The 14,040-nt window shown below is 65.8% G+C and carries 13 protein-coding genes; 6 read left to right on the top strand and 7 right to left on the bottom strand.

Features of this window, described 5'->3' with window-relative positions; all coding sequences use genetic code 11:
• Positions 1–332 precede the first annotated feature (332 nt).
• Complete coding sequence (locus E0H45_RS22520) at positions 333–1,220, top strand: LysR family transcriptional regulator (protein ID WP_131340256.1); 888 nt, start codon at positions 333–335, stop codon at positions 1,218–1,220.
• 2 nt (positions 1,221–1,222) lie between these two features.
• On the opposite strand, the gene E0H45_RS22515 is transcribed toward E0H45_RS22520, so the two are convergent.
• The gene (locus E0H45_RS22515; protein ID WP_131340254.1) at positions 1,223–2,206 is read right to left on the bottom strand and encodes an aldo/keto reductase; all 984 of its coding nucleotides are present in this window, start codon (positions 2,204–2,206) and stop codon (positions 1,223–1,225) included.
• 61 nt (positions 2,207–2,267) lie between these two features.
• Between E0H45_RS22515 and E0H45_RS22510 the strand changes: the two genes are divergently transcribed.
• Complete coding sequence (locus tag E0H45_RS22510) at positions 2,268–3,131, top strand: LysR family transcriptional regulator (protein WP_131340252.1); 864 nt, start codon at positions 2,268–2,270, stop codon at positions 3,129–3,131.
• 41 nt (positions 3,132–3,172) lie between these two features.
• Here the strand turns inward: E0H45_RS22510 and E0H45_RS22505 are convergent, their stop codons facing one another.
• The gene (locus E0H45_RS22505) at positions 3,173–4,147 is read right to left on the bottom strand and encodes an aldo/keto reductase (RefSeq protein WP_131340250.1); all 975 of its coding nucleotides are present in this window, start codon (positions 4,145–4,147) and stop codon (positions 3,173–3,175) included.
• A 374-nt stretch (positions 4,148–4,521) separates the two neighbouring features.
• Here E0H45_RS22505 and E0H45_RS22500 point away from each other — a divergent pair, with 374 nt between their 5' ends.
• On the top strand, positions 4,522–5,766 hold the full coding sequence (locus E0H45_RS22500) for a DNA cytosine methyltransferase (protein WP_131340248.1): 1,245 nt from the start codon (positions 4,522–4,524) through the stop codon (positions 5,764–5,766).
• On the opposite strand, the gene E0H45_RS22495 is transcribed toward E0H45_RS22500, so the two are convergent.
• The 3 genes from E0H45_RS22495 to E0H45_RS22485 all read right to left on the bottom strand — a co-directional run bounded on the left by E0H45_RS22495 (position 5,763) and on the right by E0H45_RS22485 (position 8,223).
• Positions 5,763–6,194, bottom strand: coding sequence for a very short patch repair endonuclease (locus E0H45_RS22495; RefSeq protein WP_131340246.1), 432 nt, complete (start codon positions 6,192–6,194; stop codon positions 5,763–5,765). The genes E0H45_RS22500 and E0H45_RS22495 overlap by 4 nt on opposite strands.
• An 83-nt stretch (positions 6,195–6,277) precedes the next feature.
• Positions 6,278–7,228: a NaeI family type II restriction endonuclease gene (locus tag E0H45_RS22490; RefSeq protein ID WP_131340717.1), complete on the bottom strand. Its 951-nt coding sequence runs from the start codon at positions 7,226–7,228 to the stop codon at positions 6,278–6,280.
• A gap of 71 nt (positions 7,229–7,299) precedes the next feature.
• On the bottom strand, positions 7,300–8,223 hold the full coding sequence (locus E0H45_RS22485) for a NaeI family type II restriction endonuclease (RefSeq protein ID WP_238155186.1): 924 nt from the start codon (positions 8,221–8,223) through the stop codon (positions 7,300–7,302).
• Between the two features lie 184 nt (positions 8,224–8,407).
• On the opposite strand from E0H45_RS22485, the gene E0H45_RS43895 reads away from it, so the two are divergent.
• The gene (locus E0H45_RS43895; RefSeq protein ID WP_131340244.1) at positions 8,408–9,601 is read left to right on the top strand and encodes a restriction endonuclease; all 1,194 of its coding nucleotides are present in this window, start codon (positions 8,408–8,410) and stop codon (positions 9,599–9,601) included.
• Positions 9,602–9,632: 31 nt separating this feature from the next.
• On the opposite strand, the gene E0H45_RS22475 is transcribed toward E0H45_RS43895, so the two are convergent.
• Together E0H45_RS22475 and E0H45_RS22470 are read right to left on the bottom strand one after the other, a co-directional pair.
• Positions 9,633–10,226, bottom strand: coding sequence for a hypothetical protein (locus E0H45_RS22475; RefSeq protein WP_131340242.1), 594 nt, complete (start codon positions 10,224–10,226; stop codon positions 9,633–9,635).
• Positions 10,223–10,582: a hypothetical protein gene (locus tag E0H45_RS22470; RefSeq protein WP_131340240.1), complete on the bottom strand. Its 360-nt coding sequence runs from the start codon at positions 10,580–10,582 to the stop codon at positions 10,223–10,225. Before E0H45_RS22470 ends, E0H45_RS22475 begins: the two co-directional genes overlap by 4 nt.
• A 390-nt stretch (positions 10,583–10,972) precedes the next feature.
• Between E0H45_RS22470 and E0H45_RS22465 the strand changes: the two genes are divergently transcribed.
• The gene (locus E0H45_RS22465) at positions 10,973–11,305 is read left to right on the top strand and encodes an effector-associated constant component EACC1 (RefSeq protein ID WP_131340238.1); all 333 of its coding nucleotides are present in this window, start codon (positions 10,973–10,975) and stop codon (positions 11,303–11,305) included.
• Between the two features lie 3 nt (positions 11,306–11,308).
• Entirely contained in the window at positions 11,309–14,032 is a 2,724-nt protein-coding gene (locus E0H45_RS22460; protein WP_131340236.1) for a caspase, EACC1-associated type, read from the top strand.
• The last annotated feature ends 8 nt before the right edge of the window (positions 14,033–14,040 follow it).

The raw sequence follows: 14,040 nt of genomic DNA, 5'->3' as shown, positions 1-14,040 counted from the left end.
TCGACCTGTGGATATCTGGGTGCTCGCTCCCCGTGCGGACCTGCCGCACTCACCAAGCGAGTGGGTTCGGTCGTCGCATCGGGCTGCTGAGCGTGTCGAACGAGCGCGACACCCGGTCCTGTCCGAGTTAGTGAGTGGCGCAGGTCCGCTGGGTCGGCTCGTTCCGGACTGCCAGGCCATCACAATCACGCGGCCGGCGCCGTTCGCCGCCTGGAGCGAGCGGCAGGGCACCATTTGTGATGGCCTGGCGGTCCGCGATGGCGGGCCGAGTGGTCGCGCCAACATGCAGGACAGGTGAATCGATTTCCTTCGATCGACTACAGTTCTTAGTCATGGAGCTGAGGCACTTGGAACACTTCGTGGCGGTGGCCGAGCAGAAGCACTTCACGCGGGCCGCCGAGGCGATGTCGATCTCGCAGTCGGGGTTGTCCGCCTCGATCCGCGCGCTCGAACGTGAGCTCCGCGCGAGTCTGTTCGTCCGCAATACCCGCAGCGTAGAGCTCACCGAGGCGGGGCGGGCGCTGCTGTGCGAGGGACGACGTACCCTCGCCGCCGCCGAGGCCGCGAAGGACGCGGTCGCCGCGGTCCAGGGGCTGCTGCGTGGTCACCTCACGGTCGGGCTCGAGCAGTGCCTCGGGGTGGTCGACGTACCGGCGCTGCTCGCGAAGTTCCGGTCCGCGTACCCGGGCGTCGAGATCGAGGTCCGCCAGGCCGGCTCCACGCCGATGCTCGACGAACTCGCGTCCGGTCGGCTCGACGTCGCGTTCGTCGCGACCGCCGGCGACCCGGTCGACGGGCTCGACCTGCGCCCGCTGTCGCGCGAGTCGATGGTCCTCGTCTGCGCTCCCGACCACCGGCTCGCGAAGGCGTCCGGCGTGACTCTCGACGACTTGGCGGGGGAGTCGTTCGTCGACTTCGACCCGACCTGGGGCGCCCGCGCGATCTCCGACAGCGCCTTCACCACCGCCGGCGTCGCGCACCCGGTGACGATCGAGGTCAACGACGTACACACGCTCCTGGCCCTGGTCGCCCACGACCTAGGCGTAGCGCTCGTCCCCGAACGCATCGCCGCCAAACGCGGCGACCACGTCACCGTCTCCCTGGCCCCCGGCACCGCCTCCGACTGGCAGGTCTCCGTCGCCGTCCCCACCGGCCCCGCCGCCTCCCTCGCCGCCGACGCCCTGATCGGCATGCTCCCCACCACCGCCGTCCACGCCTGACCTCACAGAAGCGTTGCCCCGACTGGGGTGAGCTTCGCGAGTACGGCGTCGATGCGTTCGAGCGTGTCCGGGTGCAGGGTGATGTCCGCGGCCGCCAGGTTCTCGACGATGTGCGCCGGCGTACGACTGCCGGGAATCGGCACGATCGCCGGATCCTGGTGCAGCAACCACGCGAGCGCGAGCTGACTCCGCGTGATCCCGAGGTCGGCGGCGAGCGCCTGAAGCGCGTCGTACGACGCGTTGTTCGCCTTCAGGCTCGCGGCATCGAAACGCGGCGCGTTGTTCCGGAAGTCGTCCTCGTCCAGCGTCTGCACGGTGCCCGTCAGGAACCCTGCGCCGAGCGGGCTCCACGGTACGACGCCGACCCCGAGTTCCCGCGCCACGTCGAGGAGTTCGGGGTCGATCGGCCGCCACATCGACCACTCGGTCTGGACGGCCGCGATCGGATGTACGTCGTACGCGCGCCGCAGCTCCTGCGCCGTCACGTTGCACACTCCGAGGTGTCGAACTTTGCCGTCGGCAACGAGTTCGGCCATCGCGCCGACGGTGTCCTCGATCGGCACCTGCGGATCCGGGAAGTGCAGGTAGTACAGGTCGATCACGTCGACGCCGAGGTTGCGCAGGCTGGACTCGGCGTACCCGCGCACGTGGCCCGGCTCCGCGTTCACCAACAGCTCCTCGAACGCGAACCCGACCTTCAGCCGATGGGGCTGCACACCGTCCTGCAGGGCGAGCCCGAACTTGGTCGCCACCGTCACCTCGTCGCGCCGCCCACGGATCGCCCGCCCGATCAGGTTCTCGTTGTGCCCGTTCTCGCCGTACGCGTCGCTGGTGTCGATGAACGTCCCGCCGGCGTCGATCGCCGCGGTCAGCGCCGCGAGCGCACGGTCGTCGTCGATCGCGCCGTACATGCCGGGGGAGAGCACCATCGCGCCGAATCCGATCGCCGGTACGTCGAGCCCGCCGAGGTTGCGTGTCTTCGTCATGCGCCCAGCATCGACGCGCACCCCGCCGCCGCACCAAGACCTGCTGATATAACCGTTGGTTATGGATGCGCACCTGCGCGAGCTCCGGTACTTCGTCGCGGCCGCCGAGGAATCGACCGTGACGGCCGCGGCCGCCCGCCTGTTCGTCTCGCAGCCCGCGCTGTCCAAGCAGCTCCGCGCCCTCGAACGCCGCCTCGGCTTCGACCTCTTCGACCGCCGGCCGCGCGGACTGACGCTGACCTCGCAGGGGTCGGTCTTGCTCCCTGTCGCGCGGGAGGTGCTCGCCGCCTGGGACCGCGGGTACGCCGAGGCGCGGGCAGCTGCCCACCCGCATCAGCTGGTCGTCGGTATGCAGACTGCTGTCGGTCGCGACCTGCAACGCCCCGCGGTCGAACGCTTCCGCGCCACGCTCCCCGGCTGGACGGTCTCGCTGCGCCTGGTCGGCTGGGACGACCCCACCGCCGGCCTCGCCGACGGAACCAGCGACGTCGCCTTCGTCTGGCTCCCGATCTCCACCGATTTCGCGACCCGTGTGCTGATCTCCGAACCCCGCTGGGTCGCTCTACCCGCCCAGCATCCCTTAGCGGACCGCGCCGAGATCCCGTTCGAGCTGCTCCTGGACGAGCCCTTCGTGGCTCTTCCCGCGGCAGCCGGACCGCTCCGCGACTTCTGGCTGGCCGTTGACGCCCGACCCGGTCCGCCTGTCGTGGCGGCCGAGGCCACCGCCGCTGACGAGGTCCTCGAACTGGTCACCGCCGGCGTCGGCATCGCCCTCCTAGCCGAAGGCAACACGGGTCTCTACCAACGCCCTGGCCTGGTCTGCCGCCCGGTCCCCGATCTCCCGCCGGCTGAGCTAGCGGTCGCGTGGCGCCGTATCGACAACCGCGACGCCGTACGTGCGTTCCTCGACTCGGTCCAGCCCTGAATGCCGCCGTACACGTGATCGTGTACGGCGGCACTTGGGACCTACCAGGCGTAGTCCTCCGGGGCGGTCTTGTAGCCCGGGAAGATTTCGTCGAGGCGGGTCAGCGACTTCTCGTCGAGCTTGATATCGACCGCGCGTACGGCGGACTCCAGCTGCTCCATTGTCCGCGGGCCGACGATCGGGCCCGTCACGGCCGGCTGGTGCAGCAGCCACGCGAGCCCGAGCTCACCCGGCTCGTGCCCGAGCTCGTCCGCGAACGCCTCGTACTGCTCGATCTGCGGCCGGAGCTTCTCGAGCGTCTCCTTGGCGCGACCTTCAAGGCGCCGTACGCCCTCGTTCTCCTTCCGGATCACGCCACCCAGCAGCCCACCGTGCAGCGGCGACCACGGGATCACGCCCAGCCCGTACGCCTGCGCCGCCGGCAGCACCTCACGCTCGATGTCCCGCTGTGCGAGGTTGTACAGCGACTGCTCGCTGACAAGCCCGACATAGTTGCGCCGCGCCGCCGCCTCCTGCGCCTGCGCGATGTGCCATCCGGCGAAGTTGCTCGACCCGGCGTACAGGACCTTCCCCTGCTGTACGGCGACCTCCATCGCCTGCCAGATCTCTTCCCACGGCGTGTTCCGGTCGATGTGGTGGAACTGGTACAGATCCACGTAGTCCGTCTGCAACCGCTTCAAGCTCGCGTCCAGCGCCCGCCGAATGTTGAGCGCCGACAGCTTTCCTTCGTTCGGCCAGCCATCGCCCATGTCGCCGTACACCTTGGTCGCCAGCACCGTCTTCTCACGGTTCTTGGCGTCCTTGGCGAACCACTCCCCGATGATCTCCTCGGTCCGCCCCGGGTAGATCGACCGCCCGTACCCATTAGCCGTATCGAAGAAGTTGATCCCCTTGTCATGCGCCGCATCCATGATCGCGTGCGCATCCCCCACCTCAGTCAGAGGCCCAAAGTTCATAGTCCCCAACACGATCCGACTGACGTTCAGTCCCGTACGCCCAAGCTGAGTGAAGTCCATACCTCCTAACCTCCATCGACTGTTGACAGATGTCCAACAGGGGAATCCGCACAGTCTGATCGGCTGGACTTCTGAGCGCGCTGTGCGCCCTTTGCTGGAGTGCAGTGTCTGGGCGTGCCCGGAAAGTAGTTGGGGCCAGGGTCGGCCTGCGTCCCGCGACAGCGTGCGGGCAGGCGCTAAGCTCTGCCTGTTCGATCCCCTGGCAGAGCGGAACCTATCGGCATGAGATGCGCCGAGTCGAAGCAGCGCAAGGCTCGAGGTCTGGGCTGGCCTAGCTCGACTCAGCCCCTTGCCGCGAATCTGCCCGCGGATTTGACCGGGTTCGAAGCTCATCTCTACACTCGAACAAATGTTCGAACTACGGGGGAGGTCTCGTGAGTTCATTGCGAGTAGTAGAGATCTGCGCAGGAGCAGGCGGTCAGGCTCTCGGGCTTGAGCTTGCTGGTTTCGAGCACGCGCTGGCTGTGGAGCTCGACCCCATGGCCGCGGAGACCTTGAAGCTCAACCGGCCGAAGTGGGACGTGCGCGTTGGTGATGTCGCCGATCCCGCAGTCTGGGATCCGGAGCAATTCCGCGATGTGGACCTCCTGGCCGGAGGCGTACCGTGCCCTCCGTTTTCCATCGCAGGCAAGCAACTCGGCGCGAACGATGAGCGCGATCTATTCGCGTGGGCAGTCGAGCTCTGCGGCATCATGCGGCCGCGCGCTCTGATGCTTGAGAACGTTAGGGGCCTGTCCGCGCCACGCTTCTCGGCGTACCGGCAACACGTTCTCGACCGCTTGAATGAGCTTGGGTACGTCGCCGACTGGCGCCTGCTGCACGCATCGGACTATGGGGTTCCGCAGTTGCGTCCCCGCTTCGTGCTCGTCGCCCTCAGAGAGGAGGACGCGCCGTATTTCATCTGGCCAGAGGCCTCGCCAGTTGGACGAACTGTTGGCGAGGAGCTTGTAGACCTCATGGCCGCGAATGGCTGGAAGCACGCCAGCCACTGGGCAGGCCGGGCGAACAAGATCGCTCCCACCATCGTTGGCGGTTCCAAAAAGCACGGTGGAGCCGACCTTGGCCCAACTCGGGCCAAACGAGCTTGGCGCGACATGGGCGTCGATGGTCTCGGGGTTGCGGACGCGGCGCCGTCGGCCGACGCTCCAGAGGATCACGACCCGAAGCTGACCGTCGAGATGGTTGCGCGGCTGCAGGGCTGGGACGAGAAGAAGTGGCATTTCGCTGGACGAAAGACCTCGAAGTACCGTCAGATCGGGAACGCGTTCCCGCCTCCGGTTGCGAGGGCGATTGGCCGGCAGATAGTCGCTGCCCTCAACCACGAAGGCGAGCCGCGCGTACATACCGAGGCCGTCGCTCACGATGAGGTCTACCGAGTCCTGCGGGCCGCTACCGATCCGCTGACGATCGCCGAGATCTTCGAACGTATCGATGGATCTCTGACACTCGAAGAGATCGAGCTGCGCCTCAAGCACCTGATGCGCGACTTCAATATGCAGCCCATCGACTCCGAATCCGGCGAGCCGGCCTACAAGCTAGGCGACTTCCGAGCCTTCATCGGCCAAGACGATCACGTCCGTCATGAATATCTAGCTCAGATGCGCTCGAAGGTCAGCTAGCTCCGATCCTGAAGAGCGCTCACTACCTTTTCAACAGCTTCGTCGAGGGCTTCGTGCTCCCAGATGCGGACGACCGACCATCCATCGTCGTCCAATGCAGCATCGGCAAGGCGATCCCGCTCGACGTTGCGCTGGAGCTTGGGCGACCAGTACTGCGAGTTCACTGATGGCTGCCGTCCATGCTCAGGACAGCAATGCCAGAAGCACCCATCAATGAACACTGCCACCTTGCGTGCCGTGAACACAATGTCCGGCCGTACTCGGCGTGATGACGTATAGATACTGAGGTCCTTGCGGAAGCGATAGCCAGATCGGTGCAGGGCTGAGCGCAGCAGGATCTCGGGTTTGGTGTTCGTCCTTCGGATGGCTTGCATGTTCCGCGATCGTCCGGGCGTTGTGGGCGTGTCCACTAGGCTGTCGTCTCCCATGTGCCTGGCTCACTCTTAGGGCTCGGTCGTTCGAGGCTTCCGGTCTGCTCTCTGGTGGCTGAGGGAGATGGACTGCTGCTGCGCTACTTCGCCTTGCGTACGTCGGGAAGTTTCGGAGCTGGTTCGACCACCGGCTCGTCCCCACGCGCGAGGCGCCAGTGCCGCCCCTCGAGCTCCACTGTCCAAGGCGCTCCGGGCTCGGTGGGAACAACCCGCAGGCTGATCACCTCACCTGGGCCTGGGACCTCGACTCCGAGCTGCCTGGCGACTGTGCGATGAGCCTCATAGTCGCCGCCAGGGATCAGGTAGCCCTCCTCCCGAAGCCTCGTCCGCGAACCGTTTCCGTTGTCTCGGAGCCGAGCCATGTAGTCGTCCTGCTGGGCCAGAGTCGCGATCGTGTTGCGGCCGATCCGCCGCTTCCTCACAAGTCTGAGCAGCTCGGTCACTCGAGCTTGCCCCGACTTCGGAGCGACGATCTTCCGGAGTGTCGCCGCGTCCAGCCCAAGAAGCACGTTGGGCGGCAGGCTCGCCTCGTAGTGCAACCAAGCGATCTGCTGCCGGCCGATCAAGCTCAGCTGAGTTTTGCCGTCCCGGTTCACGCTGGATCGCCGGTTGGTATCAGTCGCTCTCACGACTCCAAGGCACCACGTCCCACGCTGATCATCAGCCCAAGCCACCAGCAGCAGTTGGCCGAAACACTCAGGCGGCAGCATCCACCCGCCGAAGCTCTGCGAGAACTTGCAATCGACGTCATATCCACAGATCGAGTAGTCGAGCGCGTGACCCTCAACGGTGTCGTCGATAACGTCATCAAACTCCCGCCGCAGATTGATCTCCAGCAGCGTCCCGTAGTGAGTCTTCTCAGTCTTGTACAACTGATCCCACCGAAACCGCCCAGTGTGCTGCCCGTCGTACAACTGGTCGTACGTCGCCCGAAACACAGCCGCAGCCCGCGACCCATCCGGATCGGCCTTACCGAAGGCTTGAACGACCTCATCGCGCGCAGGGTCGGACTCCAGTTGCACAGTCGGCATACCAGGCAGCACCGAATCACTCACGAGCACCGAGGATACCGGCCAAGGTACCTTCGGGAACTCTGCTCTGGTTACCGCGGGACGACCGGCGCAGGCACGACCGGATCGTCTGCGGTTGCCTGCCGCCACCACGAGCCCTCAATTTCGGCGCCGACGGAGTGCTTCGACGGGACGACTCGGCATACTACGAACTGGCCTTTCGCCGGCACGGGCAAGCTGAGTGCCCGCGCGACTGCGGGATCGTTGTCCTGGTGACCGAGGACGAGCAGGCCTTCCGGACGTAGCTTGTCGCGGGCACCACCGTTCGAGCGCATCCGCTTCATGGGATCGTCGAGTCCCCATCCGACCGTCTCCACTGTTGTCCTTCGGAGGATGACGCCCGGCAGTTCCCGACAGAGTTGGAGCAGCCGTGCCTGCCCATGCTGGTTGCCGGATCGCGCGCGGGCTGAAAAGATCCGCTCGCGATGCGCGGCGGGCATCTGCAGCAGCTGGTTTGGCTCCAGGCCAGGGTGCTCGGCCCAGAGCCACCGAATTCGCCCGACGCCGTCCCGAGTCAGCCTTCGCTTTGCGTCCCTGTTCCTGGATTCTCGGAGTACGTCGGCTGTTGCGCGCACGATCCCGGCACGCCATGCGCTGTTCTGGTCATTGGCCCACACGACGAGAGCTAGATGGCCCTCCATTTCCGGCCCGAACTCCCAGCCGCCGATGGACTGGGAGAACTTGCAGTCCACCTCGATGCCAGCGATCCGATAGTCGGTGACGTCGCCATCCGCGAACTCGAACTCGCGGTGGAGATTGATCTCGACCAGCGTGCCCATGTACGTCTTCTCAGTCTTGTGGAGAGCGGAGTAGCTCCAGCGCCCCCGGCGTCGGCCGTCAAGGAGTTGATCGAGCGTTTCGCGTAGTACACCTGCGACTTGATCGCCGCTTGGATCGAGCCGGAGAAGCTCTGCTGCGACTGCGTCATTCTCTGAGGATCCTGATCGAGGTGACATTCCTGGCAGCATGTCCGGCATTCTCTAGCAGGCTCCCTCGATCCGTCGTGGAGCCGCGAGTTTAGTCTGAGGTGGCCGTCGCCGGCCTCTCGATTGCCTCAGTTGTTGCCGAATCGAGCCTCGAGCTACCGCCGGCCCGGCGGACTATAGCTCCGTCGATCCCGGCGCGAGATAGCCTGCAGTCGTGGCTGGTCCTATCTATCCCTTTGTTGGGCTTGAGTCCGCAGATCTGGTCGTTGATGCCGTTTATGCTGGAGGGTCCGCGGGATCTGCGGCAGATGACGCACTTGCGCGTCTGTTGCCTGTGGGCAATCAAGGTGGCTTCCGGCCGAAAGGATCTCCGCGCGACGGAACGGCACGACTGGTCGCGCTGTACACGTCCGGGACCGAGGTTGACTGGCCGGACATTCTCGACCCGCGGACCGGTGTGTTCACCTACTTTGGAGACAACCGGCGGCCGGGGCGCGAGCTCCACCAGACTCAGCGCAGTGGGAATCTCTTGTTGCGGGATGCGTTTGCGCTCGGACATGGAACCTTGAACGATCGCCGAGCCGTCCCGCCGTTTCTGCTGTTTCACAGGGCCATGCCTGGTCGGAGCGTTGCCTTCAATGGCCTGCTGGCACCGGGCGCTGCATCGCTATCAAGCGATGACGATCTCGTTGCTGTCTGGCGCTCCACCGGTGGCCAGCGCTTTCAGAATTATCGTGCGCGATTCACCGTATTGGATGCCGGTCATATACCGCGAGCGTGGATCAATGACGTGCTGGCCGGCCGGGCATATGAGAGCGAGCACTGCCCGGCGGTCTGGAAGGCGTGGGTGGACGGGAGGGTCTATGTCCCGCTGGAGGCTCCCGCGACCACCATCGTCAAAGCCAAGGCTCAGCAGCTCCCCAGCGATCCAGTTGGGCAGGCGATACTGGCTGCGATCCGCGACCACTTCCAGGGACGTGAGCACGAATTCGAGCCCATAGCTGTTGAGCTGTGGCGTCTGGTCGCGCCCGCTACTGGGCGATGTGACGTCACACGCCCCAGCCGCGACGGCGGCCGAGATGCGGTTGGGCAGTACATGATCGGGCCAGAGTCTGATCGGATCGCCCTCGACTTCGCGCTTGAGGCCAAGTGCTACAGCGCTGACACGTCGGTCGGGGTCCGCGACGTCGCCCGGCTGATTTCGCGGATCAGGCACCGTGAGTTCGGTGTGTTCGTTACGACCTCGCACTTCGCGACGCAGGCGTACTCGGAGGTGCGCGTCGATGGACACCCGATTGTGATGATCTGCGGTCAGGACATAGTCGATGCGTTGAAGGCTCATGGGTACACCGACGTAGCGCGCGTTCGCGCGTGGCTAGGCCGGCTATCAACCGACGCTCCGCGTTAGTAGCCGCCGCACGCACTCACGGCCTGAACCGTCAGAGTTCCCGGCTTGGTGGGCCGTGTCGTTGAGTGACCCGTGGGTTCCGAATGTGCGGTCCGCTGCGGACCGCGCCTGAGGCAGGGGCGACGCCGGATGCTGCGGCCAGGGCAATGCGGAGGTCTGCTGGAAGGCTCTGGCGGATCGGGGCTATGTCGGATGACGCGCCGTACGACTTGAGTGTGTTGCGCCGGACGGCCGCCTCGCGGCCCAGGCGTTTGGCGGCGACCTCGAACGGGCGGTCGTTCTTACGATGCTCGAAGCAGACGGCCTCGCGGTAGGGCGGGCCACCATCCTCAGGCTGGAACTCGCGATACACCAATCGGTGCGACGCGCCGAGTTCCTGGCTTCCGCGGGTCTCGGGAATGACCGGCAACTTGATCTCGGCGCAATCACTGAGGTCGTGAGTGGCGAAGCGAAGGCGTTTGCCTTCGAAGTCAGCTTCATCACCGTTTGCGATGGCGCGAAGGCCAGCCCTGAGTGCACGCAGTTCCCGGGCACGCAGGCCATCGGGTTGAGTGGGGGCGGCTCGCTCGAGCTCGCGGAGGTAGAGCAGCAATTCGTGATTGACGAGGAGCCGGTACTGACTCATTTCGGCTTGCGAAACTCGGAGTCGTCGATCTCTTCATCGAGATCCCAGCCGAACTCGGCGGCGACCTCCTCAATGGGAACAGAAGGCCCACCAGGGTTCTTCAGGCGGTGCCGAACGAGTGAGTACGAGGAATCGAAGCCCTCCACGTCGGTGGCTGCCTCGGTCAGGGCTCGCCAGACCTCGAACGGGATGACCGCAGCCTCGGGCTGGCCGGCGTCGCCGAACACCAGAGGCTCGGCTGCGCCGGACCGGAACATTTGGAGGAGGGCGGGCAGGTTCTTCGAGGCTTCTGCGGTTGAGAGGACCCAGACCGTTCTCCCGTCGGGGAGCAGATGTTGCGTTTCTTCGGGGTCCATTCGTGGTCCTTTCGGGTGGTGGGGTCCTGTTCAGGATAGGAGTTTGGTGTGGGCTGCGAGGTGAGTTATCCACAGGGCTTCGGAGCGGTTGTCGGGTGGGTGGGGTGGGCGTAGTTTCGGAAGTGGGGTGAGTGGGGGTGCGCGCCGGCTGGGGGTGTTGGCCGGTGGAGGAGGCTCTGCCCGGACGTCCCTCCAGATGGGTGGAGCTCAAAGGAGCCCGGGGTGCTTTGGCGCTCCGGGCTCCCTGTTTGTGCGGCACCGGCGCGGTTGGGTGGGTGCGGGTTGGAGGTGGGTGGCTACTTACCGTTGCGGAGGGGTGGGGTTGTCGAGGACTATTAGCGCGAGCTTGGGGAGGGGTGGGTTGTGGGGGCTTGGGTTGATGTGGTGTTGGTGGATGTCGATCCGGAGGTTGCGGATCGGGGGATTCGGCAGTTGCGGCGGGAGTTGCAGCAACAGTTCGAGACACGTGACGTGCCGACGTCGGCGCCGGACCGGGCCAAGGGCGATGCGGCTGCGGTGGGGGCGGTCGCGGTTGCGTTGGGTGGTGCGGGTGGGATGGTGCCGTTGCTGATTGCGGTACTGCGGGACTGGCTGGGGCGGCGTACGGCGGGGCAGCGCGTGAAGCTGACAGTGGGGGACGAGTCGATCGAGGTGGATGCGGCCTCGGACGAGGAGCAGCGGCAGTTGATCGAGGCGTTCCTGCGCAGGTACGAAGCGAGCTGAGCGATGGGGCAGCGCCGGGCTTTGCTGGTGGCCACGTACGAGTACCAGGACGCCGGGTTGCGCCGGTTGGCGGCGCCGGCTCAGGACGCTGAGGCGTTGGCCGAGGTACTCGAGGATCCCGCGGTCGCCGGGTTCGACGTACAGGTGCTGATCAACAAGCCGACGCATGAGGTGGGCAAGGCGATCGCGGACTTTTACGCCGCGGGTGAGCGTGACGAGCTGACGCTGCTCTACTTCAGTGGACATGGCCTGAAGGACGACAACGGACGGCTCTACTTGGCGATGAAGGACACCGTCCGCGACAGTCTGCGATTCACTGCGTTGTCGGCGCAGCTTGTGGACGAGGCGGTGTCGGAGAGTACGTCGCGGCAGAAGATCCTGATCCTGGATTGCTGCTACAGCGGTGCGTACGCCGTACAACGGTTCGCAAAGGCGGACTCGGCGGTGCATACGCAGGAAGCGCTCGGCGGTCGTGGACGTACCGTGCTGACCGCGTCGGACTCCACGCAGTACGCCTTCGAAGGTAGCCAGATCCACGGTGACGCGCCCCGTTCGGTGTTCACGCACCACTTGATTGAAGGGCTGCGTACCGGGGCCGCCGACCTGGACGCCGACGGCGATGTCACCACCGACGAGCTGTACGACTACACCTACAAGGCAGTCACCGCTGAGCAGCCGGGCCAGCGTCCGCGCCAGTTCGCCGAGACGGAGGGCCGCACGGTCGTTGCCTCCAACCCGCGCTGGACGCTGCCCGAGTATCTTGCGAGCGCGATCAACAGTCCGCTCGCCGAGATCCGTCAGACCGCGCTAGCACCGCTAGGTCAGTTGCTGCAGGCAAACAACGAGCTGGTACGCCGTACCGCGCGCGAGCAGCTCGAGCTACTCCGCGACGACGACAGCCGGAGCGTCGCGACCGCAGCGCAGGCGTACCTCGACAACCCGCCACCACCTGTCCGCCCGCAACCGAGCACCACGCCAACGCCCAGACGTACCACCGGGCCGACGTTCGGAGCGGCGGCGCGAGCGACCGCCAGGCGATGGCACGGCCGTTTCCGTCTGCCGGACCTGGACTGGCCGATCCTGGCTCTGACCGTGATCGCCGCCGCCGCGCAAGTCGTCTGCGCGGTCGTCGCGACACCGCACATCTGGGAAATGATTGTCGTAGCAGCGCTAGCGGTTGGCGTCGTCCCGGCGGTCATCAGGCTGCGCGCAAACGCGACCGCCTTCGTTGTCGGACTGGCAGGGCCGGCGCTCCTGGCCGCTGCTCTGGCGACCGGCTGGATCACGCGTGAACTGCCCGCAGGCCTGCACCCATTGCCAGCGACCTGGTACTTGATTGCGTCCGTGGCGTGGCTGGCCGCCGGCGTCGTCGGCCTGTTCCGGTTGCGCCGTACGCCGCCACTGAGAAACCCACCGCACAAGCTGCTGATCGGGCTCGGCGCCGTGGCTGCAGTCCTGGTGCTCGTGATCCTGCTGTACTTCGATCGACACAGCAGAGTGCATCCGCTCAACGTTGTGCTCCTCTACCTACTGACAGCTGAGGTCGCGATCGCGGGGCCGCTGATTCATTTCAACCGTCAGTTCCTGGTCGGCTGGGTCGTGAGTGGGTTCGTGGTTCTGTTCGGCTTCCTGCGGTTCCAGAGCAGAACCGACGTGCAGCAACTCGCCGCAATCGCGCTGCTCGCGGTCTGGCTCGTTCTCGGCGTCGCAACCGTGATGCTCCGGACCGGTAAGCCACTCCGCCGCTGGATCACCACGGCCGCCCTCTTTGCCCCCGCGGTCCTCGGTATCGTCGCGATCAACGTCGTACCGCCTGCTCCTCAGGCTCCGCTCGCGGTCGGTCTCGCGATCAGTCCGGACGACCGGTTCCTGTACGCGACCGACGTCGAAAACGGCCGCGTGATGAGGTTCAGTACGACGACCCAGGAACGCGTCGGCGATCCGCTCGAGGTCGGTGAGTTCCCGAGCAACCTGATCGTCGAGCCCGACGGATCCCGGCTGTACGTCGCCAACTCCAATTCGAACTCGGTCTCGGTGATCGATGCCGCCAACTGGACAGTGGTCGGTCAGCCGATCGCCGTCGCGCCGGGGCCGACGAAGTTCGCACTGAGTACCGCCACGCATCGCTTGTTCGTGCTCAGTCAGACGGCGGCGACGATCACCGAGATCAACACCGAGACGCTGTCGACGGTCGGCGGACCACTCGTTGCGGGATCCACCCCGACGGATGTCGCGATCGACGACCGCGGCCGGCTCTATGTCTCGTCCAAGGACGCGGACACCGTTGCGGTCATCGACGCGAAGTCCCGGCAGCCGGCCCGGAGTCCGATCAATGTCGGCGACGAGCCACGTGACCTCGTCCCGGGCCCCGACGGAGCGCTTTATGTTGTCGGGCGTGCGACGTACGACGTCATCAACACGAAGGTCGAGAGGTCGCAGCCAACGTCGGTCGACATACCGGCGGAGACCGCAGCGGGTGCCGTGAGTAACGATGGGAAGCATCTCTACGTCTTCGGGCGGTTGGGCAACGACGACACGGTCCGAGTCGTGGACGTCGGGAGTCGCGAGGTCGTCGGCTCCCTGGTCGGGAACCTGGGACTGCCATCGCGGATGGCGGTCAGCCCGGACGGGCAGCGGATCTATCTCAGCCGGTTCTTCGAGCCCGGGATCGGCGTACTCGACAGTTCGGGTCCGAAGCAGATCGGCGTTATCGACACCAACGGCTGAAGGCCGGC

The sequence above is a fragment of the Kribbella soli genome, assembly GCF_004331345.1.
GTDB lineage: Bacteria > Actinomycetota > Actinomycetes > Propionibacteriales > Kribbellaceae > Kribbella > Kribbella soli.
Note: the sequence above shows the minus strand (reverse complement) of the source record. Positions and strands in the feature narration are given on the sequence as shown.